Consider the following 23,068-nt stretch of genomic DNA (forward strand, 5'->3'; position numbering starts at 1 on the left):
AGCGCACCGACTGCCCCTGGAGAGGTTGTCGGGCTCGGACCACCGGCGCTGCGGTGCTGCTACTTGTCGGCGTCCTTCTTGCCGTAGCGCGCCTGGAAGCGGGCCACGCGGCCACCGGTGTCGAGGATCTTCTGCTTGCCCGTGTAGAACGGGTGGCAGGCGCTGCACACGTCGGAGCTGATCTTGCCCGACGCCTCGGTGCTGCGCGTCACGAACGTGTTCCCGCAGGTGCACGTCACCTCGGTGACGACGTACTCGGGGTGGATACCAGACTTCACGGTTTTCTCCTTGGGGTGACGTCTCCGGGTCAGGTGCGGCTACCGCACCTGTGAACCGGCGACAGGCGGCCTGACGAGCGCAGGCCGACGAACCATTGTGCCAGAACGCGCGGGGGCCCCGAGAACTTCCCGGGGCCACCAGCCGTCGGTGACCGGGCGACGCGTCAGATCGTGCGGCCGACGTTGTCGTCGTCGGCCAGCCCGCCGGGCGTCGTCTTCTGGACGTGCAGCAGGAACTCGACGTTCGTCTGCGTCTTCTTGAGCTGGCCGAGCAGCAGCTCGATCGCCTGCTGCTGGTCGAGGGCGCCCATGACGCGGCGGAGCTTGTAGATGATCTTCAGCTCGTCCTGCGACATGAGGATCTCCTCGCGGCGCGTGCCGGACGCGTTGACGTCCACGGCCGGGAAGATGCGCTTGTCCGCGAGGTTGCGGGACAGGCGGAGCTCCATGTTCCCCGTGCCCTTGAACTCCTCGAAGATGACCTCGTCCATCTTCGAGCCCGTCTCCACGAGCGCCGAGGCGAGGATCGTCAGGGAGCCGCCGTTCTCGATGTTGCGCGCCGCGCCGAAGAACCGCTTCGGCGGGTAGAGCGCGGACGCGTCCACACCACCGGACAGGATGCGGCCCGAGGCCGGCGCCGCGAGGTTGTACGCGCGCGACAGGCGGGTGAGCGAGTCGAGGAGCACCACGACGTCCTGACCGAGCTCGACCAGGCGCTTCGCGCGCTCGATCGCGAGCTCGGCGACGATCGTGTGGTCCGACGCGGGGCGGTCGAACGTCGAGGCGATGACCTCGCCGCGGACCGTCCGCTCCATGTCGGTGACCTCTTCGGGCCGCTCGTCCACGAGCACCACCATGAGGTGGACCTCGGGGTTGTTCGCGGCGATCGCGTTGGCGATCTGCTGCATGATGATCGTCTTGCCGGCCTTGGGCGGCGCGACGATGAGACCGCGCTGGCCCTTGCCGATCGGCGCGACGATGTCGATGACGCGCGGCGTGAGGCGCGTGGCCTCGGAGTTCTCGAGGCGCAGGCGCTCCTGCGGGTACAGCGGCGTGAGCCGGTTGAACTCCGGACGCTCGCGCGCCTCCTCGGGCGACATGCCGTTGACCGTGTCGAGGCGGACGAGCGCGTTGAACTTCTGGCGCGCGGTGTTGCCCTGGTTCTCGCCCTCGCGCGGCTGGCGCACGGCGCCCGTCACGGCGTCGCCGCGGCGCAGCCCGGCCTTCTTCACCTGGCCGAGCGACACGTAGACGTCGTTGTTGCCCGGCAGGTAGCCGCTGGTGCGGACGAACGCGTAGTTGTCGAGGATGTCGAGGATGCCCGCGACGGGGAGCAGGACGTCGTCCTCGTTGACCTCGATGTCGTCGAGGCCCGAGAGGTCCGGTCCCTGGCGGTTGCGGCCACGCTTGCGGTCGCGGTCGCGACCGCGGTCGCGGCCCCGACGGCGGCGCCCGCCGCGCTCGTCGTCCAGGAGCTGGCGGTCGTCACGACGGTCGCCCTGACGCTCGCCCCGGCCCTGCTGGCCGGACTGCTGGCCGGACTGCTTCTCCGGCTGCTGCTCGCGCTGGCGCTCGCCGCCCTGCCCGTCACGCTGGCGGTCGGCGCGCGGTGCGTCGCCGTCGCCCTCGCCCGTGCGCGGGGCACCGGCACCGCGGCCCGCACGACGCGAGCCGCGCTCGCCCGTGACCAGGCCGACGGCGGCCGCGGCGCGCGCAGCACGCTCGTCGGGCGACTCGTTCGCGGTGTCGCGCGTGCGCACGCCCTCGCCGAGGGCCTCGGCGACCGCGGCCGCGGCCTCCGAGCGCGCGTCGCGGCGGCCGTCGCGGCGCTCGCCGCGCTGCTCCGTGCGCTGCTCGTCGGCGCGCACCGGGAGGTCGAGCACGGGAGCGGCGGTGCGCTCCTCGCGGCTCGCGGCCGACGGCGCGTCCTGACGCGTCGCCGGGGAGTCGCTGCCGGCCGCGGGGCTCGCCGCAGGCCGCTCGGCGCGGCGGCTGCGGCCGCGCCCCGAGGCGACGGGCGCCTCGTTCGTCTCACGCGACGCGGCGGGCGCCGCGTCCGTGTCGCGCCGGGACGCGGCGGGGCGCTCGGAAGCACCCTGCTCGCCCGTGCGGGCGCGGATGACGTCCACGAGATCGCCCTTGCGCATCTTGGACGTGCCCTTGACCCCGAGCTGCGACGCGAGCGCCTGCAGCTCCGGGAGGCGCAGGGTGGAGAGCGCGCCGTTCCGGGCGGTACCGCCGGCAGCGGTCGCGCTGCTCGTGGCGGTGTCGATGGTGTCTGTCACGAAGGACCCTTCCCCCTCGTTTGCGTCCGTCTCTCAGAGGGCGGACCGCGGGTGGTCGACGCCCGGCCGTGACGGCCGGTGCGCAGGTGTCACCACGCGTCAGTGGTACGACGACGTCATCTGACGCGGGCTGGATTGCCTTCTCTCGGACGGGCTCTGTCGCGGCACTTCCGCGCTGGAGAACGCTCGACTGCTGATGCGAGAGCGTGACCGAAGGCTGAAACCATCCTAGCACCGGCAGGACAGCGGTCAGAGCCGTTCGGCGACGACCCCGCGCGTGTCGACGTCGAGGCGGCGGACCGACCAGTCCGCGCTCCCCCCGACGAGCTCGTCCGCGACGCCCGCGACCTCGTCGAGGCGCTCCGCGGCGGACAGGACGAGGACCGTGGGGCCCGCACCCGACACCGTCGCCGCGAGCCCCCGCGCGCGCAGCGCGCGGACGAGCTCCGACGTGGTCGGCATGACGCCGGCGCGGTACCCCTGGTGGAGCCGGTCGTCGGTCGCGTCGAGCAGCAGGTCGGGGCGTCGCGTGAGCGCCTCGACGAGCAGGGCCGACCGCCCCGCGTTGAACGCCGCGTCGGCGTGCGGCACCTGCGCCGGGAGCACCCCGCGCGCGCGGCTCGTCGCGAGCCGTGCCGAGGGGACCAGCACCGTCGCCCGCAGGTCGGGGTGCACGTCGAGCCGGACGGCACGCGCCCCTGCCCCGGGCGTCCCGCTCTCCCACGCGACGGTCGCGCCGCCGAGCAGCGCGGGCGCCGCGTTGTCCGGGTGGCCCTCGATCGCGGTCGCGAGGCCGAGCGCGACGTCGTCGTCGAGGACCGACGGGTCGGCGACGAGCGCGCGCGCCGCCACGATGCCCGCGACGACGGCCGCGGCGGACGAGCCGAGGCCCCGCCCGTGCGGGACGCGGTTGACGCACGTCAGGTGCAGACCCGTCTGCGGCGCGCCCGCCACGTCGAGCGCGGCCCGCAGGGCCCGCACCACCAGGTGGGACTCGTCGCCGGGCACCTCACCGGCCCCCTCGCCCTCGACGTCGACCACGACGTCGTCGCTCGCGAGCGCTCGCACGTCGAGCACGTCGTGGAGCGCGAGCGCGAGGCCCAGCGCGTCGAAGCCGGGGCCGAGGTTCGCGCTCGTCGCCGGGACGCGCACCCGCACGTGGTCCGCGCCGAGCTGCATCAGTCGAGCCCGAGGGCGTCGGCGATGGACACCACGTCGGCGGTCACGCGCGTCGGCTCGACCTCGGTGCCGTCGAGCGTGCGCAGCGCCCACTGCGGGTCCTTGAGCCCGTGGCCCGTGACCGTGACGACGATGCGCGCGCCCGCGGGCACGAGCCCGCGCTCGGCGCGCGCGAGGATCCCGGCGACGCCGGCCGCCGACGCGGGCTCGACGAACACGCCGACCTCGCTCGACAGGACCCGGTGCGCCGCGAGGATCTGCTCGTCGGAGACGGCCTCGATGACGCCGCCCGACTCGTCGCGCGCGGCCTCGGCGAGCTCCCACGACGCGGGGTTGCCGATGCGGATGGCGGTCGCGACGGTCTCGGGCTCCGTGATCGGGTGGCCCGCGACGATCGGCGCGGCGCCCGCCGCCTGGAAGCCCCACATCTGCGGCGTGCGCGTCGCGACGGCCGGCAGGCCCTCCCCCGCGTGCCCCGCGGCGCCCTGGCCCGCGTACTCGCGGAAGCCCTTCCAGTACGCCGTGATGTTCCCCGCGTTGCCGACGGGCAGAGCGTGGATGTCCGGGGCGTCGCCGAGCGCGTCGACGATCTCGAACGCGCCCGTCTTCTGGCCCTCGATGCGGTCGGGGTTGACCGAATTCACGAGCTCGACCGGGTAGGCCTCGGCGAGCTTGCGCGCCGCGACGAGGCAGTCGTCGAAGTTGCCGTCGACCTGGAGCAGCCGCGCGCCGTGCGCGATCGCCTGGCTCAGCTTGCCCATCGCGATCTTGCCGTCCGGGACGAGCACCGCGCACGTCATCCCCGCGCGCACCGCGTAGGCGGCCGCCGACGCCGACGTGTTGCCCGTGGACGCGCACACGACCGCCTGCGCACCGCGTCCCGCGGCCGCGGAGATCGCCGCCGTCATGCCGCGGTCCTTGAACGACCCCGTGGGGTTCATGCCCTCGACCTTGACGAAGACCTGGGCCCCCGTGCGCGCCGACAGGGCCGGTGCCTCGACGAGCGGCGTGCCGCCCTCGCCGAGCGTGACGATCCGCTCGGACACGTGCGCGGGCAGGCGGTCACGGTACTCGGCGATGATGCCTTGCCACTGGTGGGCCATCAGGCTCCCTCGACTCTCAGGACGGACGTGATCGTGCGGACGGGCTCGAGCTCGGCGACCGCCGCGACGGTGGCCGACAGCGCCGACTCGGGCGCCGCGTGCGTGGTGATGAGGAGCTCCGCGACGCCGGGCTCGGCGACGTCGGCCGCGCCGCGCGCCGTCGGCTGGCGGACCGCCTCGATGGACACGCCGTGCTCGGCGAGCGCGTGCGCGACCTGCGCGAGCACGCCGGGGCGGTCCTCGACGTCGAGCCGCACCTGGTAGCGCGTGACCGCGGCGCTCGGCGGGAGGATCGGGAGCTCGGCGTACGTGGACTCCTGCGGACCCTTGCCCCCGAGCACGCGGTGGCGGGCGGCGGAGACGACGTCGCCGAGCACGGCCGACGCCGTCGGGGCCCCGCCCGCGCCGCGCCCGTAGAACATCAGCTCGCCCGCGGACTCGGCCTCGACGAACACGGCGTTGAACGAGCCGCGCACGTTCGCGAGCGGGTGCGAGGTCGGCACGAGCGCCGGGTGCACGCGCACGGACACGCCCGCCTCGCCGGTCGCCCCGCCGTCGCGCCGCTCGGCGATGGCGAGCAGCTTGATGACGTGGCCCGTCTGCGCGGCCCACGCGACGTCGTCGGCCGTGACGGCGAGGATGCCCTCGCGCGCGACGTCGTCGAGGGACACGCGCGTGTGGAACGCGAGGCTCGCGAGGATCGCCGCCTTGGCCGCGGCGTCGTACCCCTCGACGTCGGCCGTCGGGTCGGCCTCCGCGTAGCCGAGGTCCTGCGCCTCGCGGACGGCCTCGTCGAGGCCCCGGCCCGTCGTGGCCATCTGGTCGAGCACGTAGTTGGTCGTCCCGTTGACGATGCCGAGCACGCGGCGCACGCGGTCGCCCGCGAGCGACTCGCGCACCGGGCGCACGATCGGGATGGCGCCCGCGACGGCGGCCTCGAAGTAGATGTCCACCCCGGCGGCGTCGGCCGCCTTGTAGAGCGTGGGGCCGTCCTCGGCGAGGAGGGCCTTGTTCGCCGTCACGACGGCGGCGCCCGCCTCGATCGCGCGCAGCAGCAGCGACCGCGCGGGCTCGGTGCCGCCCATCACCTCGACGACGATGTCGGCGCGCTCGACGAGGCTCGCCGCGTCCTCCGTGAGCAGCGACCGGTCCACGGCGGCGTCGCGCGGGGCGGACGCGTCGCGGACCGCGATCCCGACGAGCTCCAGGGGCGCACCGACCCGGGACGCGAGGTCGTCGGCCTGCTCCGTGAGCAGCCGCGCGACCTGGGTGCCGACGACGCCGCACCCCAGCAGGGCGACGCGCAGGGGCGGGTGGGACTCGGCGGCAGACGGCACGACGGACCTTCCTCGGGTGGTCAGGACGGGTGCGGCGCCGGGCGCGGCCCGGGTCGTGCCCGGGTGGCTCGGGAGCCGCAGGCACAGGATACGGCGACGCGCGTGCCCGCCCGGGGCGTGCCCACAGGTCGGATGCCGACCTGTGGGCGCGCCGGCGGGTCAGCCCTCGTCGAGCGCGAGCAGGTCCTCGACGGTCTCGCGCCGCACGAGCACGCGGCTCGCGCCGTCGTGCACGGCGACCACGGGAGGACGCGTCAGCAGGTTGTAGTTCGACGCCATCGAGCGGCCGTAGGCCCCCGTGGCGGGCACCGCGAGCAGGTCGCCCGCGCGCACATCCCCGGGGAGCTGCACCTCGTGGACGACGATGTCGCCGCTCTCGCAGTGCTTGCCCACGACGCGCGCGAGCACGGGCCCGGCCTCGGACGCCCGGCCGACGACCTCCGCGTGGTACTGCGCCGCGTAGAGCGCGGGGCGGATGTTGTCGCTCATGCCGCCGTCCACCGACACGTACGTGCGCACGCGCCCGTCGTCGAGGGTCACGGGCTTCACCGTGCCGACCGTGTAGAGCGTGAGGCCGGCCGGCCCGACGATCGCGCGCCCCGGCTCGATCGAGAACCGCGGCAGCGGCGTGCCGAGCTCCGCGGCCACCGCCTCGACCGCGCGCGCGACGTCCTTCGCGACGCGCTCCGGGTCGAGCGCGACGTCGCCCGGGAGGTACGCGATGCCGTAGCCGCCGCCGATGTCGACCTCGTCGACGAGCACGCCCGAGCGGGCCGCGAGCCGCGCCCGCAGCTCCAGCACGGCGCGCGCCGCGACCTCGAAGCCCGAGGGGTCGAGGATCTGGGAGCCGATGTGCGAGTGGATCCCGAGCAGGCGCAGCTCGGGGCGCGCGACGACGTCGAGCAGCGCCGTCATCGCCGGGGAGTCGTCGGCCACGCCGCCGTCCGCGGGGCGCGGCGCCGCGATCGACAGCCCGAACTTCTGGTCCTCGTGCGCGGTCGAGATGTACTCGTGCCCGCCCGCGTGGACGCCCGTCGTCACGCGGACCATGACGGGCGCGACCACGCCGCGCTCGCCCGCGAGCCGCGCGACGCGCTCGACCTCGACGAGCGAGTCGACGATGATCCGGCCCACGCCCTCGTCGAGCGCCCGGCCGATCTCGGCGTCGGACTTGTTGTTGCCGTGCAGGCCGATCTCCGGGCCGGGGACGCCGGCGCGCAGCGCGACCGCGAGCTCTCCCCCGCTCGCGGTGTCGACGCGCAGGCCCTCCTCGCGCGCCCAGCGCGCGACGGCCACGGTGAGCAGCGCCTTGCCCGCGTAGTACACGTCGACGTCCGACCCGACGGCGCGGAACGCCGTCTCGAACGCCGTCCGGTACGCGCGCGCCCGGGCGCGGAAGTCCGCCTCGTCGAGCACGTACGCGGGCGTCCCGTGCTCGGCCGCGAGGTCGTGGACGTCGACGCCCGCGACCTCGACCACGCCGTCGTCCCGGCGCCGCACGCCGCGCGACCACGGCTCGCCGGGGTGTCCCGGCAGGCCCGTGCTCACATGCGCTCCGGCGCGCTCACGCCGAGCAGCCCCAGGCCGTTGGCGAGGACCTGGCGCACCGCGTCGTTGAGCCACAGGCGCGTGCGGTGCGTGTCCGTGACCTCCTCGTCCGGGTACGGCAGGACACGCTGCGACTTCTGCTGGTACCACGTGTGGTAGTCCCCGGCCAGGGCCTCGAGGTAGCGCGCGACGCGGTGCGGCTCGCGCAGCTCGGCCGCCTGGGCGACGATGCGCGGGAACTCGGTGAGACGCCCGACGAGCGCCGCCTCGCTCGGGTGGTCGAGCAGCGCGGGCTCGAACCCGTCGGCCCGCGCGACGCCGCGGTCGGCCGCGTTGCGGTCCACCGCCGCGGTGCGCGAGTGCGCGTACTGCACGTAGTAGACGGGGTTCTCGTTCGTCGCCCGCGCGAGCAGGTCGAGGTCGAGGTCGATGTTCTGGTCCGCGGACGAGCGCGCGAGCGAGTAGCGCGCGGCGTCGACCCCGACGGCGTCCACCAGGTCCTCCAGCGTCACGACCGTCCCGGCGCGCTTCGACATGCGCACGGGCTGGCCGTCCTTGACGAGGTTGACCATCTGCCCGATGAGGAGCTGCAGGTTCTTCCCCGGGGTGTCGCCGAAGGCCGCGCAGACCGCCATCATGCGGCCGACGTACCCGTGGTGGTCGGCGCCGAGCATGATGATGACCTCGTCGAAGCCGCGCTCGCGCTTGTCGAGGTAGTAGGCGATGTCGCCCGCGATGTAGGCCGCCTCGCCGTCGGACTTGATGACGACGCGGTCCTTGTCGTCGCCGAAGTCGGTCGTGCGCAGCCAGGTCGCGCCGTCCTTCTCGAACATGTGACCGGACGCGCGCAGGCGCTCGACGGCGCGCTCGACGGCGCCCGACTCGTGCAGCGAGTCCTCGTGGAAGTAGACGTCGAAGTCGACGCCGAAGTCGTGGAGCGACTCCTTGATCTCGCCGAACATGCGCTCGACGCCGCGCGCGCGGAACACCTCCTGCGCCTCGGCGTCCGGGAGCGTGCGCGGGTCGGGGTCGCCCGCGGCGAGGGCGTCGGCGACGACCGCGTCGGCGATCTCGGTGATGTACTCGCCGCCGTACCCGTCCTCCGGCGCCTCCTGGCCGCGCGAGCGCGCGAGGAGCGAGCGCGCGAAGCGGTCGATCTGGGCGCCGTGGTCGTTGAAGTAGTACTCCCGCGTCACGTCCGCGCCGCTCGCCTCGAGCACGCGCGCGAGCGAGTCGCCGACGGCGGCCCAGCGGACGCCACCGATGTGGATGGGCCCGGTCGGGTTCGCGGAGACGAACTCGAGGTTGACCTTCTTGCCCGCCGCGGAGTCGCCGCGCCCGTACGCCGGGCCGGCCTCGACGATGGTGCGCGCGAGCTCGCCCGCGGCGGCCGCGTCGAGCGTGATGTTGAGGAAGCCGGGGCCGGCGACGTCCACGGCCCGGATGCCCGGGTGCGCGGCGAGGCGGCGCGCGAGGTCCTCGGCGAGCGCGCGCGGCGTCGTGCCCGCCTTCTTCGCGAGCTGCAGCGCGACGTTCGTGGCCCAGTCGCCGTGCTCGCGCTGGCGGGGTCGCTCCACGTGGACGCGCTCGGGGACCGCGGTCGGGTCCAGGGCGAGGGTGCCGTCGGCGACGGCGGCGGCCAGGGCAGCGCTCAGCGCTTCGGAGAGCTCGTCGGGGGTCACCGGGCGATTCTACCGAGGCGCGGGGGCCGTCCGTCGCGCCATTTCACCGCCGCCCGTCCCGCCGCGCCGGGGCCCCGTCCCGCCGCGCCGGGGGCCGGGCCCGCTCCCCCGCGTCTCCGCGCCGGGCCGGAGCACCGGGGCGGCGCACCCGGTCGGCAGCCGGCCGCGCCGGGTCCGCGCACCCCCTGCGGGCTGGTAGTCTCGTGCATCGCGTCGGCGGTCACCGTCGGCGCTCGCCCTCGTAGCTCAGTGGATAGAGCGTCTGCCTCCGGAGCAGAAGGTCGTAGGTTCGAATCCTATCGAGGGCACCCGCACCGCTCCCACGAGCCCGGCCCGCCTCGCGCGGCCGGGCTCGCGCCGTCTCCGGGCCCGCTGCGCGAGGTCCCGCCACGACCCGCGCGCTCCCGCTACGGTGGGCCCATGACCGACGGCGGCTACGGGGACTTCGAGTTCGAGCGCCGGTTCCTCGTGCGCGAGCTGCCCGAGGACCTGCGCGACGCGCCCGCGCTCATCGTGCAGAGCTACTACCTGGCCGACGAGGGGTACGCGCTGCGGCTGCGCGCGAAGGTGCCCACGGTCGACGCGACGATGGACGCGACGACCGACCCGGTCCGACTCCTCGACCGCTACGCCCCCGCCGTCGACCTGTGCACGCTCACCGTCAAGGGCCCGATGGCCGGCGGCACGCGCTACGAGGCGGAGCGCGAGGTCGACGTGGCGGTGGGCGTCCAGATGATCCGCCGCGGCGGTGCGCGCGTCGTCAAGACCCGCTACTCCGTGTGGGTCGGGGCCGACGGCTGGGTCGTCGACGTGTTCGGCGGGGCGAACCACCCGCTCGTCGTCGCGGAGTGCGAGCGCACCGGTCCCGTCACGGACCTGCAGATCCCCGCCTTCTGCGTCACCGAGCTCACGGACGATCCCCGGTTCTCCAACGACGCGCTCGCGGGCCGCCCCTACGGCGCGTGGCGCGAGGAGTTCGAGGCCGAGCTCGCCGCGTCCGGCCCGCGGTTCCTCCAGGACTTCGGCCGCAACGAGCGGCTCTCCGGCCCGTAGGCACCGCACGGGCACGCGCCCGGACGCCCGGTCCTCGGGTCAGCGCAGCGCGTCCGCAGCCGCGCACACCGCGGCGACGTCGAACCGGACCGTGCGCCCGTCGACCGGCACCCACCCGGGCTCGTGCCCGAACAGGACCGCCCACGGCAGCGCGCCGGGCGACACGTGCTCGCGCGGCCGGTCGTGCGCGCGCGCCTCCGCGACCTCGCGCTCGACGGCGTCCTCCAGCGCGACGAGGTCGGCCCGCACCGCGTCGCCCTTCTCCGTGAGCCGGCGTGACCGTCCCGCCTCCAGGTAGCCGTCGTGGCGGGCGCTGCGCACGACCTGGCGCGCGGCGTCGTGCACCCGGCGGCGCAGGGCGTCGTCGGCCGGGTCGAGCGCGACGCGCGCCCCCTCGCCCGCCGTCCCGCCGAAGAGGGTCGACAGCGCGAGGTGCTCGCGCTCGGAGGCACGCGACGCGTCGAGGAGGACGAGGACCGGAGGCTCGCCGGGCGCCGTCGGCTCCACGCGGACGAGGCCGCCCACGGCGAGGCTCAGCACCTGCGCGGCGAGCGCGTGCTCGGGACGGCGCAGGACGACCGCGGCGAGGAGCAGGTCGGCCACGGTCCGACGATACGGCGCGGGGCGGCCGGGCGCGGGGCGGCCGGCCGGGGGCGCGTCAGGAGTTCTGGATCTCCTCGACGCCCTGGACGAACTCGAAGTGCCAGGGCTCGTAGGCGCCGCTGCCGCCGCGCTTGGCCCACGCCGGGTTGGCCCAGCCGTACGTGGCGCCGTTCTGGTTGATCCACGCGTAGACCTCGCGCGAGCCGGTCTCCACGGAGCAGAGGTCGATCGCGAGCCCCCACCCGTGCATGGACCAGCCGGGGGGCGCCGCGAAGGCGCCGCGGGAGGACTTGAGCGAGACCTGCGTCGAGAGCGTGCGGTACGACGACACGAGGCAGAGGTCCCGGCCGAAGGTGGCCCGGAACGCCTCGTTCATCGCGGAGAGCGCGACGGCCGCGTCGGGTCGCAGGTGCTCGTCCGCCTGCCACAGCTCGCACAGGGCGTGCTCGTCGAGCTTGCCGTTCGTGCCCTCGGGCCGGACGGTCGGGTCGCAGCCCGGCAGCGGGTCGCGCGCGGCGGAGCGGGAGGCCGCCTCGCGGCGCACCTCGACGCGGGGCGCGGCGGCGACGCTCGGGGAGACGGCGGGTGCGGTCGCGGCGGCGGTCGCGAGGTCGAGCGCGCTCGGGCCGACGGGGCGGGTCTCCGGCTCGAAGGGCGACCCGCTGCCGAGCGCGTCGTCGGCGCCCGCGGAGAGCGGCATCGCGATGGTCGCGGCGGCGAGCGTCCCGAGGACGGCGACGCGCGGCACCCAGCGGTGCTGGCTGGAGACCTGTGCCTGGGGGCGGCGACGCCGGGAGCCCTGCTCCGCCTCGCGCCGGGCCCGTCGTGAGTCGAGGGCGGGTGCGCCGTGCTGCGACTCCACCCGCCACCTGCCTCTCACGTCGTCGGGGTGGCTCCGAGCCACCGATGACCGATCAATCACGGAACAGTAACGAAGGGCTCCGGCGATGCCAAGTCCCCTGCTCAGAGCCTCGGCGGAGCGCCCTCGGGCACCCTCGCGCCGGCCGGGACGCCGGCCTAGTGCCGGCGCTGCATCGCGTCGCGCACCTCGCCGACGAGCTCCTCGAGGATGTCCTCGAGGAAGACCACCCCGAGCGCGCCCCCGCCCTCGGGACCGTCGACGCGCGCCAGGTGCGCCCCCGAGCGCTGCATGGCGCGCAGCGCGTCCTCCACCTCGTCGTCGGGCGCGGCGGCCGCGAGCGCCCGCACGCGCCACGACGGGACCGGGGCCTCGCGCGTCGTCTCGTCCGCGTAGAGCACGTCCTTGACGTGCAGGTAGCCCACGAGGTCGCCCGTGACGTCCGCGACGGCGAACCGGGAGAAGCCGGTCTTGGCGACCAGGCGTTCGACCTCATCGGGCGTGCACCCCTCGGTGACGGTGACGAGGTCCGCGACGGGGACCATGACGTCCTGCGCGGTGCGCTCGGAGAACTCGATGGCCCCGGACAGCAGCCCCTGCTCGTCGCGCAGCACGCCCTCGGCCTGGGAGTGCTCGACGATGGACTGCACCTCCTCGGCGGTGAACGCCGACGCCACCTCGTCCTTCGGCTCGACGCCCGTGGCGCGCACCGCGTGGTTCGCGAGCCAGTTGAGCGCGACGATGACGGGGCGCAGCACGCGCCCGATCCACACGAGCGGCGGGCCGAACCACATCACGGCCGTCTCCGGCCCGGAGACCGCGAGGTTCTTCGGGACCATCTCGCCGAGCACCACGTGCAGGTAGACGACGATCGCGAGCGCCACGACGAACGCGATCGGGTGCGCGAGCGCGGTGCTCACGCCGAGCGCGTGCAGCGGGTCCTCGATGAGGTGCGCGATGGCCGGCTCCGCGACGACGCCCAGTCCCGTGGAGCAGACGGTCACGCCGAGCTGGGCGCACGCGAGCATGAGCGACACGTGCTCCATCGCCCACAGGACCGTCTGGGCGCGGCGGTTGCCCTGCGCGGCGAGCGGCTCGATCGCCGAGCGGCGCGCGGAGATCACCGCGAACTCGGCGCCGACGAAGAACGCGTTGCCGGCGAGCAGGAGGAGCGCGACGAGGAGCGCGGTGGTCGAGCTCATGCGTCCCCCTCCGTCGGTGTCGCGCGGACCGAGAGCCGCTCGACGCGCCGCCCCTCCATCGCCTCCACGCGCAGCACCACGCGGTGCCGGCCCTCGCCCGCGGCGATCTCGTCGCCGGGCTCGGGGACGCGGCCGAGGCGGGCCATGACGAGGCCGCCGAGCGTCTCGTAGGCGCCGTCCTCGGGGACGCGCAGCCCGGTGACCTCGGTGAGCTCGTCGGGCCGCATGACGCCGGGCACGAGCCACGAGCCGTCCGCGCGGCGGGCCGCGCCGGAGCGCCGGGGGTCGTGCTCGTCCGCGACGTCGCCCACGAGCTCCTCGACGACGTCCTCGAGCGTGACGACGCCCGAGGTGCCGCCGTACTCGTCGACCACGACCGCCATCTGGAGGCCGAAGCCGCGGAGCTCGACGAGGAGCGGGCCGAGCCGCACCGTCTCGGGCACCCGCGGGGCGTCGGCCATGAGGGCCGCCGCGGGGACCTCGTGGCGCCGCTCGTAGGGGACGGCGACGGCGCGGCGCAGGTGGACGAGGCCGACGACGTCGTCGCGGTCCTCGCCGATGACGGGGAACCGCGAGTGCCCGGTGCGCCGGGCGGCGTCGACGACGTCCGCGGCGGTCGCGTCCCGGTCCACGACGACCATGCGCATGCGGTCGGTCATGACGTCGACGGCGCTCAGCTCGTCGAGCTCGATCGAGTTGGTGAGGAGGGTCGCGACGGAGACGTCGAGCGTGCCCTCCTGGGCGGAGCGGCGCACGAGGGCGGCGAGCTCGGACGCCGAGCGGGCGCCCGACAGCTCCTCGCGCGGCTCGACCCCGACGCGGCGCAGGATCGCGTTCGCCGAGCCGTTGAGCACGGCGATGACCGGCCGGAACAGCTTGGTGAACTGCCGCTGCACGGGCACGACCTGCCGCGCGGTGGCGTAGGGCGCGCTGAGCGCGAAGTTCTTGGGGATGAGCTCGCCGAAGAGCATCGAGACGAAGTTCACGACGAGCAGCGCGAGCACGCCCGCGAGGACCGCGGAGGCCGCGTGGCCGAGCGGCGTCGAGCTCAGGGCGTCCCCGAAGAGCGCGAGGAGCGCGGGCTGCGCGGTGTACCCGAGGAGGATCGTGGTGAGGGTGATGCCGACCTGCGCCGAGGAGAGCTCGGTCGACAGGTGCTTGAGCCCGGCCCGGACGCTGCGGTCGCGGCGGTCGGGGCCGCCCGGCCCGCCCGACGGCGGGGAGCCGCGTCTGTCGCCCTCCTGGTCGGCGTCGTCCCCGGCGGGGAGGACGGCGGGGTCGAGGGTGACCAGGGAGAACTCGCTGGCCACGAAGACGGCGGTACCTGCGGTGAGGAGCACCCCGAGCGCGACCATGACCCAGTCGCCTACCACGAGGTGCTCCACCGATATCGGGAGGTGCTCTTCATCGTGCCGACGATGTTAGCGCTCGCCCGTCGCGCGGCGCCCGGGAGGGACGGCCCGGCGGCCCCCGGGCGGCACCGCACGAGCGCGCGACCTGGTCCCCCGACGACGACGAAATCCGGCCGACCTGGGCCGACGTGTGCCACGCTGTATCCCATGGCAGATCCGAGGGCAGCGAGCGCAGCACCGACCGGCGCGGGGGCCGGTCCCGTCCCCGGCCGCGGGCCCGTGCCCACGACCGCCCCGGTGGCCGGCGGCGGCACCCCGCAGCAGGCGGCCACGGTCCTCGTCGTCGAGGACGAGCCCGCGATCGCGACCGCCATCGCGCAGCGGCTGAGCGCGGAGGGCTGGCGCGTCGAGGTCGCGCGCGACGGCCTGTCCGCCGTCGACGCCGCGGCGCGCCTGCGCCCGGACGCGATCGTCCTCGACGTCATGCTCCCCGGCATCGACGGCCTCGAGGTCACGCGCCGCATCCAGGCGGAGCAGCCCGTCCCGATCCTCATGCTCACCGCGCGCGACGACGAGACCGACATGCTCATCGGGCTCGGCGTCGGCGCGGACGACTACATGACGAAGCCGTTCTCCATGCGCGAGCTCGTCGCGCGCATCAAGGCGCTGCTGCGCCGCGTCGACCGCGCCACGCAGGCCGCGAGCTCCGCCCCGAGCGACCCGCCCATGACGGTGGGCGACGTGACGATCGACAAGGCCCAGCGCCGCGTCTACCGCGCGGGGGAGGAGGTCCACCTCACGCCCACCGAGTTCGAGCTGCTCGTCATGCTCGCGAGCTCGCCGAAGACGGTCCTCACGCGCGAGCGCCTGCTCGCCGAGGTGTGGGACTGGGCCGACGCCAGCGGGACGCGCACCGTCGACTCCCACATCAAGGCGCTGCGCCGCAAGCTCGGTGCGGACCTCATCCGCACGGTCCACGGCGTCGGCTACGCGTTCGAGCCGCCCGCCGGATGACCTCCTCCCCCGCCGACCCCGCCGGCGGCACGGACCCGGGCCAGGCGCAGGCTCCCGGCCCGGCGCGGCCGGGACCGCACCGGGCCCACACGATCCGCCCGCACCTCCCCGACGTCCGGCCGCTCGACTCGTTCCGCTCGCTGAAGATCAAGCTCGGCGTGCTGGTCGCCGCGACGGTGACGCTCGCCGTCCTCATCACGTGGATCGGGCTGCAGAACCAGCTCGGGCCGTCACGCACGTTCCCGCTCGCGATCGTGCTGTCGCTGCTGCTCACGCAGCTCCTCGCGCGCGGTATGACGTCCCCCCTGCGGGAGATGACCGCCGCCGCCCGGGCGATGGCCGACGGCGACTACACGCGGCGCGTGCGCGCCACGAGCCGCGACGAGGTGGGCCAGCTCGCGGTCGCGTTCAACGTCATGGCGGAGGACCTCGCGACGAGCGACCAGGTGCGCCGCGAGCTCATCGCGAACGTCTCGCACGAGCTGCGCACCCCGATCGCGGCGCTCCAGGCCCAGCTCGAGAACGTCGTGGACGGGGTGACGCCCCCGACGCCCGCGACGATGGAGATGTCGCTCGCGCAGACCGAGCGCCTCACGCGGCTCGTCGCGTACCTCCTGGACCTGTCGCGCATCGAGGCGGGCGCGGCGGCGCTCAACATCACCCAGATCGACGTCGGCGACTTCCTCGAGGAGAACGCCGAGGCCGTGTCGATGGTCGAGGCGGGCAAGCAGCTGCGCTACGTCGTCGACGTCACGCCCCCGGACCTCGTGCTCGAGGCGGACCGCGAGCGGCTGCACCAGGTCGTGACCAACCTCCTGCAGAACGCGATCCGGCACTCGCCGCAGGGCGGGGAGATCCGGCTCGAGGCGTACCCGGTGGACGACGACGTCGTGCTGGAGGTCGTCGACGAGGGCCCGGGGATCGCCAAGGAGGACCGCGAGCGGATCTTCGAGCGGTTCGCCCGGGCCAGCGCGACGGGCGCGCACACGACGACGGGCGGCTCGACGGGCGGCACGGGGATCGGGCTCGCGATCGTGCGCTGGGCGGTGGACCTGCACGGCGGCCGGATCGAGGTCGCGGACTCGCGCCGGGGAGCGACGATGCGCGTCACGCTGCCCGCGCACGCGGGCTCCGCGCCGTTCCCGCCCGAGGACGGGGACGCGTCGTACACGGCGCACCCCGACGTGCGGTGACTCCGTCCTGACAGCGCGCGCACCCGCCCGCGCTCGTGCGTGAGATGCGTCACACCGCCGCGCGGAGATACCTCGGGATGGCGTGGAATTCCGCGATCTTGCCCTCCGACGAGGTGCGCGTGGGGTCACGTTTGCCTGGCCCAGACACGGCGTGAAGAACCCGCGAACAGGCCGCGCCGGAACGCTCGGCCCAACGCCCGAGGCCGACGACGAGGGCCTAGGCTGGAGTGGTCCGGAACCCGGACGAGCCCGTGCCGACGTCGGGGGCGCCGCAGCAGCGGTGCGCCGTCGTGCCACGGTCGCGGGCTGTGACCGACAGCGACCTGTGTGTGAAAGTGGGCGATCCTCGCGTGTCCCCGAAGGCTGAGTCAGAGGCGATCAGCGACGCAAGCTCCGTGTTCGGAGCGAACGAGTGGCTCGTCGACGAGCTGTACGAGCAGTACCTCCAGGACAAGAACGCGGTAGACCCCGCGTGGTGGGACTTCTTCGAGGACTACCGCCCTGCGGAGCGCTCGGACGCCGACACCACGAGCGACGCCCCGGCGGCGCCCTCGAACGGGTCCGTCCCGGCCGCGGCACCCGCGAACGGGTCCCGCCCGGCCGCGGCGAACGGCTCGCCCGCTCCGGCGGCGCCCACCGCGCCGGCACCCGCGGCGCCGACCGCCGTGACGGACGGCTCGGCCGCCGCCGAGGCCGCGCAGCGCGTCAAGCCGCCGAAGCTCCCGGCCGACCCGGCGGTCAACGCCGCGGTCGAGGCCGTGCACGCGTCGCGCCCCGTCGCGACCGCCCAGCCCGCGACGGCGCCGTACGCCCAGGTGCCCGCGCGCAAGGTCGCCGGCGCCCCCGCGCCCGAGGACCAGGCCACGGACGACGTGCAGAAGCTCCGCGGCCCGGCCGCGCGCGTCGTGACGAACATGGAGGCCAGCATCCAGGTGCCGACGGCGACGTCGGTGCGCGCGGTGCCGGCCAAGCTCATGGTCGACAACCGCATCGTCATCAACAACCACCTCGCGCGCGGTCGCGGCGGCAAGATCTCGTTCACGCACCTCATCGGCTTCGCGCTCGTCGAGGCGCTGGCCGACATGCCGGTGATGAACGCGAGCTACACGCAGATCGAGGGCAAGCCCGCGATCAACCAGCCCGCGCACGTGAACTTCGGGCTCGCGATCGACCTGGCGAAGCCCGACGGCTCGCGCCAGCTCCTCGTGCCGAGCATCAAGAAGGCCGAGACGATGGACTTCGCCCAGTTCTGGGCGGCCTACGAGGACCTCGTGCGCCGTGCGCGCGGCGGCAAGCTCGGCGTCGACGACTTCGCGGGCACCACGATCTCGCTCACCAACCCGGGCGGCATCGGCACCGTGCACTCCGTGCCCCGCCTCATGCAGGGCCAGGGCACGATCATCGGCGTCGGCGCGATGGACTACCCCGCGGAGTTCGCGGGCGCCTCGACCGAGCGGCTCGCCCGCCTGGGCATCTCGAAGGTCCTGACGATCACGTCGACCTACGACCACCGCATCATCCAGGGCGCGCAGTCGGGCGAGTTCCTGCGCATCCTGTCGCAGAAGCTCCTCGGCGAGGACGGCTTCTACGACCGCGTGTTCGCCGCGCTGCGCATCCCCTACGAGCCGGTGCGCTGGGTCCGCGACAACACGACGGACGCCGAGATCGAGGCGGCCAAGCCCGCCAAGATCGCCGAGCTGGTGCACTCCTACCGCTCGCGCGGCCACCTCATGGCCGACACCGACCCGCTCGCGTACCGCCAGCGCAAGCACGGCGACCTCGACATCCAGAACCACGGCATGACGCTGTGGGACCTCGACCGCACGTTCCCCACGGGCGGGTTCGGCGGCCGCACCAAGTCGACGCTGCGCGACATCCTCGGCCTGCTGCGCGACTCCTACTGCCGCACCGTCGGCGTGGAGTACATGCACCTGGCGGACCGCACCCAGCGCAAGTGGCTCCAGGAGCGCCTCGAGTCCGGGTACGCGCGTACGCCGCGCGAGGACCAGCTCCGCATCCTGCGCCGCCTCAACTCCGCCGAGGCGTTCGAGACGTTCCTGCAGACGAAGTTCGTCGGGCAGAAGCGCTTCTCGCTCGAGGGCGGCGAGGCGCTCATCCCGCTGCTCGACGCGATCCTGTCGAAGGCCGCCGAGAACGGCCTCGACGAGGTCGGCATCGGCATGGCGCACCGCGGGCGGCTCAACGTGCTCGCCAACATCGCGGGCAAGAGCTACGCGCAGATCTTCGCGGAGTTCGAGGGCAACCTCGACCCGAAGAGCGTCCAGGGCTCGGGCGACGTGAAGTACCACCTCGGCACCGAGGGCGTCTTCACGGCCGAGACCGGTGCGACGACGAAGGTCTACCTCGCGGCGAACCCCTCGCACCTCGAGGCGGTCGACCCGGTGCTCGAGGGCATCGTGCGCGCCAAGCAGGACCGCATCGACCTGGGCGGCGACGGCTTCTCCGTGCTGCCGATCCTCATCCACGGCGACGCGGCCTTCGCGGGCCAGGGCGTCGTGCCCGAGGTGCTCAACCTCGCGCAGCTGCGCGGGTACCGCACCGGCGGCACCGTGCACGTCATCATCAACAACCAGGTCGGCTTCACCACGGGCCCGTCGTCGTCGCGCTCGACGACGTACGCGACCGACGTCGCCAAGGGCTACCAGGTCCCGATCTTCCACGTGAACGGCGACGACCCCGAGGCGTGCGTGCGCGTCGCCGAGCTCGCCTTCGCGTTCCGCGAGCAGTTCGACCGCGACGTGATCATCGACATGATCTGCTACCGCCGCCGCGGTCACAACGAGGGCGACGACCCCTCGATGACGCAGCCGCTCATGTACAACCTCATCGAGGCGAAGCGCTCGGTGCGCAAGCTGTACACCGAGAACCTCGTCGCGCGCGGGGACATCACGCTCGAGGAGGCCGAGCACGTCCTCCAGGACTACCAGGCCCAGCTCGAGCGCGTCTTCACCGAGACCAAGGAGGGCGGCTTCACGCCCGCCGCGGACCGCGAGCCGGTCGCCGGTCTCGAGCGCCCGGAGTCCCAGCTCGAGGACGCCGGGACCATGGTCGGCTGGAAGACGGCGATCGACCGCTCGGTCCTCGAGCGCGTCGGCCAGGTGCACGTCGCGCCGCCGGAGGGCTTCACCGTCCACCCGAAGCTCGCGCAGCTCCTCGAGAAGCGCCGGCAGATGTCCGTCGAGGGCAACATCGACTGGGGCTTCGGCGAGCTCGCCGCGTTCGGCTCGCTCCTCGTCGAGGGCACCCCGGTGCGCCTCGCCGGCCAGGACTCGCGCCGTGGCACGTTCGTGCAGCGTCACGCCGTCCTGCACGACCGCGAGACGGGCGCCGAGTGGACGCCGCTGCTGTACCTGTCGGCGGACCAAGCGAAGTTCTGGGTCTACGACTCCTCGCTCTCGGAGTACGCAGCACTCGGGTTCGAGTACGGCTACTCGGTCGAGCGCCCCGACGCGCTCGTGCTGTGGGAGGCGCAGTTCGGCGACTTCGTCAACGGCGCCCAGACGGTGATCGACGAGTTCATCTCGTCCGCCGAGCAGAAGTGGGGCCAGTACTCCTCGGTCGTCATGCTCCTCCCCCACGGCTACGAGGGCCAGGGACCGGACCACTCGTCCGCGCGCATCGAGCGCTTCCTCCAGCTCGCGGCCGAGGACAACATGACGGTCGCGCAGCCGTCCACGCCGGCGTCGTACTTCCACCTGCTCCGCCGGCAGGCGTACGCCCGCCCGCGTCGTCCGCTCATCGTCTTCACGCCGAAGCAGCTGTTGCGCCTCAAGGCGGCCGCGTCGAGCGTCGAGGACTTCACGACCGGCACGTTCCGCCCGGTGATCCCGGACGCGTCGGCCGACCCGGCGAAGGTCGACCGCGTGCTCCTGTGCACGGGCCGCGTCTACTACGACCTGCTCGCCGAGCGCACCAAGCGCGGCGACGAGGGCGTGGCGCTGGTCCGCCTCGAGCAGCTGTACCCGCTCGACGTCGACGGCATCCGGGCCGAGCTCGCGAAGTACCCGGGCGCCGAGGTCGTCTGGGTCCAGGACGAGCCCGAGAACCAGGGTGCCTGGTCGTTCGTGCACATCAACCTGCCCGAGGACCTGCCGCGCGTGAGCGTCGTCTCCCGCCCGGCGTCGGCCTCCACGGCCGCCGGCACGGCGAAGAAGCACCAGGCGCAGCAGGCCGTGCTGCTGGAGCAGGCGTTCGCCCGCTGACCGGCTCGCACGACCCGCGCACGACGAAGGCCCCCTCCGCGCGGAGGGGGCCTTCGTCGTCGGTGCGCCGTCGCCGTCGGACCGGGGGCCGGTCCTGCCGACCTACCAGCGGTCGTGGATCTTCTCGCGCAGGTAGCGGTCGTAGATCTCGCGCACGCCCGAGGTGAAGAGCGGGCCGAGGACGTCCGCGTCGCCCGCGGCGGCGTTCGACCGCGCCTGCTCGACGTTGCGCGCGCCGGGGATGACGGTCGACACGCCCGGCTGCTGCCAGACCCACGCGATGGCCACCTGGGCCGGGGTGAGGTCCTGCCCGACGACGTCGTGCACGAGCGTGGTGAACTCGGCCGCCGCCTGCACGCCGGTCTCGAAGTCGACGCCCGAGAACGTCTCGCCGACGTCGAACGCGCTGCCGTCGCGGTTGTACGTGCGGTGGTCGTCCGCGGCGAACGTCGTGTCCTTCGTGTACTTCCCGGACAGCAGCCCGGACGCGAGCGGGACGCGCGCGATGACGCCGACGCCGGCGTCGGACGCCGCGGGCAGCACCGCGTCGAGCGGCTTGAGCCGGAACGCGTTGAGGATGATCTGCACCGTGGCGACGTGGGGGCGCGCGATGGCCGTGAGGGCCTCGTCCACGGTCTCGACGCTCACGCCGTAGCTCGCGATCGCACCCTCGGCGACGAGCGTGTCGAGGCCGTCGTAGACCTCGTCGCGCGAGTAGACGGCGGTCGGCGGGCAGTGCAGCTGCACGAGGTCCAGCCGGTCGGTCCGCAGGTTGCGGCGCGAGCGGTCGACCCACTCGCGGAACTTGGCGAGCGTGTAGTTGTCGGCGTCCTGCGGCTCCCGGCGGCCCATCTTCGTGGCGACCGTGATCCCGTGGCCGGGGTTGTCGGCGAGGTAGGAGCCGATGATCTGCTCGCTGCGCCCGTCGCCGTAGACGTCCGCGGTGTCGAAGAACGTCACGCCGGCCTGCGCGGAGGCGTCGAGGACGGCGCGCGCGTCGTCCTCGCTCACGTCGCCCCAGTCGGCGCCGAGCTGCCAGGTTCCCAGTCCGACGACCGAGACGAGCCGTCCCGTCCGCCCGAGCACCTGTCGTTCCATCGTTCCTCCTCGTGCTGCGTCGGGTGCGCCGGAAGACACACCCGGGCACCGAGTCTGACGGGCGTGGGCGCATCGCGCACCCGCGCACGCCGAGTACCGTATGTGAGCGTGAACACCCATGCCCCCTCAGGAGCCCAGGTCCGCATCGCCCACGGCGACCACGCAGCGACGATCACCGAGGTCGGAGCGGCCGTCCGCGAGTACGCGGTGGGGGGCCGGCCGGTCTTCACGCCCTTCGGCGAGGACGAGGTGTCGCCCGCGTTCAACGGCGCCGTCCTGCTCCCCTGGCCCAACCGGCTGCGCGACGGGCAGTACACGGTCGACGGCACGACGTACCAGGTCCCGATCTCGGAGCCGGACCGCGGGACCGCGCTGCACGGCCTCGCGTGCTGGCAGCGCTGGACGGTCGTCGAGCACGAGGCCGCGCGCGCGACGCTCGAGCTGCACCTGCCGCCGTCGCCGGGCTACCCGTTCGACCTCGTCGCCCGCGTGACGTACTCGCTCGACGACGCGGGGCTGCGCGTCCACGTCCGCACGACGAACGTCGGCACGGCGACCGCCCCGTACGGCGTCGGCTTCCACCCGTGGCTCTCGGCGGACGGCGCGGACCTCGACGCGTGCACGCTGCGCCTGGACGCCGCGACGCGTGTCACGACCGACGAGCGGCTCCTGCCGACCGGCACCGAGCCCGCCACCGGCACGTTCGACCTGCGCGAGCCGCGCCTGCTCGCGGGCGTCGACCTCGACGACGCGTACGTCGACGTGCTGCGCGACGAGGACGGGCTGTCCTGGATCCGCCTCACCGCGCCCGACGGCCGCACGGCCGCCGTGTGGATGGACGGCTCGATGGACACGTGGCAGGTCTGCACGGGCGACCACGTCGGCGACGTCGCGTTCCGCCGCACCGGCGTCGCCGCCGAGCCGATGAGCTGCGTCGCGGACGCGTTCCGCACGGGCGAGCGCCTCGTCCGGCTCGAGCCCGGGGCGTCCCACGAGGTGACCTGGGGAGCGACGCTGGCCTGAGGCGTCCGGGCGCCGCGGCGACCCCCGCGCGGGTCG

General features: G+C 74.2%; 17 protein-coding genes and 1 tRNA gene. 6 read left to right on the top strand and 12 right to left on the bottom strand.

The features are described 5' to 3' along the window. Nucleotides 1–59: 59 nt before the first annotated feature. The 7 genes from rpmE to argS form a co-directional block, all read right to left on the bottom strand. Nucleotides 60–278: a 50S ribosomal protein L31 gene (gene rpmE, locus HKK73_RS13535; protein ID WP_021483241.1), complete on the bottom strand. Its 219-nt coding sequence runs from the start codon at nt 276–278 to the stop codon at nt 60–62. Nucleotides 279–442: 164 nt separating this feature from the next. After that, nucleotides 443–2,563, bottom strand: coding sequence for a transcription termination factor Rho (gene rho, locus HKK73_RS13540; RefSeq protein WP_171468196.1), 2,121 nt, complete (start codon nt 2,561–2,563; stop codon nt 443–445). A 249-nt stretch (nt 2,564–2,812) separates the two neighbouring features. Beyond that, nucleotides 2,813–3,742, bottom strand: coding sequence for a homoserine kinase (gene thrB / locus HKK73_RS13545; protein ID WP_043658744.1), 930 nt, complete (start codon nt 3,740–3,742; stop codon nt 2,813–2,815). Then, a complete protein-coding gene (gene thrC, locus HKK73_RS13550; protein ID WP_171468197.1) occupies nt 3,742–4,845 on the bottom strand; it encodes a threonine synthase in 1,104 nt (367 codons plus the stop codon). Before thrC ends, thrB begins: the two co-directional genes overlap by 1 nt. Continuing rightward, complete coding sequence (locus HKK73_RS13555; RefSeq protein WP_086150772.1) at nt 4,845–6,182, bottom strand: homoserine dehydrogenase; 1,338 nt, start codon at nt 6,180–6,182, stop codon at nt 4,845–4,847. Before HKK73_RS13555 ends, thrC begins: the two co-directional genes overlap by 1 nt. Nucleotides 6,183–6,341: 159 nt before the next feature. Further along, entirely contained in the window at nt 6,342–7,730 is a 1,389-nt protein-coding gene (lysA, locus tag HKK73_RS13560) for a diaminopimelate decarboxylase (RefSeq protein ID WP_171468198.1), read from the bottom strand. Next, nucleotides 7,727–9,412 carry an arginine--tRNA ligase gene (gene argS / locus HKK73_RS13565; protein ID WP_171468199.1) on the bottom strand — a complete coding sequence of 562 codons (1,686 nt, stop codon included), beginning with the start codon at nt 9,410–9,412 and terminating at the stop codon, nt 7,727–7,729. The genes lysA and argS overlap by 4 nt, the downstream gene beginning before the upstream one ends. 235 nt (nt 9,413–9,647) lie before the next feature. Between argS and HKK73_RS13570 the strand changes: the two genes are divergently transcribed. Together HKK73_RS13570 and HKK73_RS13575 are read left to right on the top strand one after the other, a co-directional pair. Further along, nucleotides 9,648–9,720 (top strand) — tRNA-Arg (locus HKK73_RS13570). 112 nt (nt 9,721–9,832) lie between these two features. Then, nucleotides 9,833–10,465 (top strand): CYTH domain-containing protein, encoded by a 633-nt coding sequence (locus HKK73_RS13575; protein WP_034655122.1) that lies wholly within the window; start codon nt 9,833–9,835, stop codon nt 10,463–10,465. Nucleotides 10,466–10,504: 39 nt separating this feature from the next. On the opposite strand, the gene HKK73_RS13580 is transcribed toward HKK73_RS13575, so the two are convergent. The 4 genes from HKK73_RS13580 to HKK73_RS13595 form a co-directional block, all read right to left on the bottom strand. Then, nucleotides 10,505–11,068: a hypothetical protein gene (locus tag HKK73_RS13580; protein WP_171468200.1), complete on the bottom strand. Its 564-nt coding sequence runs from the start codon at nt 11,066–11,068 to the stop codon at nt 10,505–10,507. A 55-nt stretch (nt 11,069–11,123) separates the two neighbouring features. Next, nucleotides 11,124–11,930 (bottom strand): D-alanyl-D-alanine carboxypeptidase family protein, encoded by an 807-nt coding sequence (locus HKK73_RS13585; RefSeq protein WP_085387548.1) that lies wholly within the window; start codon nt 11,928–11,930, stop codon nt 11,124–11,126. Nucleotides 11,931–12,085: 155 nt separating this feature from the next. Continuing rightward, nucleotides 12,086–13,129, bottom strand: coding sequence for a hemolysin family protein (locus HKK73_RS13590; RefSeq protein ID WP_085387547.1), 1,044 nt, complete (start codon nt 13,127–13,129; stop codon nt 12,086–12,088). Then, on the bottom strand, nt 13,126–14,502 hold the full coding sequence (locus HKK73_RS13595; RefSeq protein WP_085388699.1) for a hemolysin family protein: 1,377 nt from the start codon (nt 14,500–14,502) through the stop codon (nt 13,126–13,128). The genes HKK73_RS13590 and HKK73_RS13595 overlap by 4 nt, the downstream gene beginning before the upstream one ends. A gap of 186 nt (nt 14,503–14,688) precedes the next feature. Between HKK73_RS13595 and HKK73_RS13600 the strand changes: the two genes are divergently transcribed. The 3 genes from HKK73_RS13600 (at nt 14,689) to HKK73_RS13610 (ending at nt 20,911) form a co-directional block, all read left to right on the top strand. Beyond that, a complete protein-coding gene (locus HKK73_RS13600; RefSeq protein ID WP_228075110.1) occupies nt 14,689–15,495 on the top strand; it encodes a response regulator transcription factor in 807 nt (268 codons plus the stop codon). After that, on the top strand, nt 15,492–16,688 hold the full coding sequence (locus HKK73_RS13605; protein WP_137281208.1) for a cell wall metabolism sensor histidine kinase WalK: 1,197 nt from the start codon (nt 15,492–15,494) through the stop codon (nt 16,686–16,688). Before HKK73_RS13600 ends, HKK73_RS13605 begins: the two co-directional genes overlap by 4 nt. A 395-nt stretch (nt 16,689–17,083) precedes the next feature. Next, a complete protein-coding gene (locus HKK73_RS13610; protein ID WP_249355983.1) occupies nt 17,084–20,911 on the top strand; it encodes a multifunctional oxoglutarate decarboxylase/oxoglutarate dehydrogenase thiamine pyrophosphate-binding subunit/dihydrolipoyllysine-residue succinyltransferase subunit in 3,828 nt (1,275 codons plus the stop codon). Nucleotides 20,912–21,013: 102 nt separating this feature from the next. Here HKK73_RS13610 and HKK73_RS13615 read toward each other — a convergent pair whose 3' ends face one another. Further along, on the bottom strand, nt 21,014–22,009 hold the full coding sequence (locus HKK73_RS13615; protein ID WP_043655897.1) for an aldo/keto reductase: 996 nt from the start codon (nt 22,007–22,009) through the stop codon (nt 21,014–21,016). A 108-nt stretch (nt 22,010–22,117) separates the two neighbouring features. On the opposite strand from HKK73_RS13615, the gene HKK73_RS13620 reads away from it, so the two are divergent. Further along, nucleotides 22,118–23,032 (top strand): aldose 1-epimerase family protein, encoded by a 915-nt coding sequence (locus tag HKK73_RS13620; protein WP_082774797.1) that lies wholly within the window; start codon nt 22,118–22,120, stop codon nt 23,030–23,032. The last annotated feature ends 36 nt before the right edge of the window (nt 23,033–23,068 follow it).

The organism is Cellulosimicrobium sp. 72-3 (assembly GCF_013127315.1).
GTDB lineage: Bacteria > Actinomycetota > Actinomycetes > Actinomycetales > Cellulomonadaceae > Cellulosimicrobium > Cellulosimicrobium funkei.

Excerpts from the sequence above, each read along its gene's own strand:
- thrB (WP_043658744.1), bottom strand. The coding sequence starts at position 3,742 with ATGCAGCTCGGCGCGGACCACGTGCGGGTGCGCGTCCCGGCGACGAGC.
- thrC (WP_171468197.1), bottom strand. The coding sequence starts at position 4,845 with ATGGCCCACCAGTGGCAAGGCATCATCGCCGAGTACCGTGACCGCCTG.
- HKK73_RS13575 (WP_034655122.1), top strand. The coding sequence starts at position 9,833 with ATGACCGACGGCGGCTACGGGGACTTCGAGTTCGAGCGCCGGTTCCTC.
- HKK73_RS13590 (WP_085387547.1), bottom strand. The coding sequence starts at position 13,129 with ATGAGCTCGACCACCGCGCTCCTCGTCGCGCTCCTCCTGCTCGCCGGC.
- HKK73_RS13600 (WP_228075110.1), top strand. The coding sequence starts at position 14,689 with ATGGCAGATCCGAGGGCAGCGAGCGCAGCACCGACCGGCGCGGGGGCC.
- HKK73_RS13605 (WP_137281208.1), top strand. The coding sequence starts at position 15,492 with ATGACCTCCTCCCCCGCCGACCCCGCCGGCGGCACGGACCCGGGCCAG.
- HKK73_RS13615 (WP_043655897.1), bottom strand. The coding sequence starts at position 22,009 with ATGGAACGACAGGTGCTCGGGCGGACGGGACGGCTCGTCTCGGTCGTC.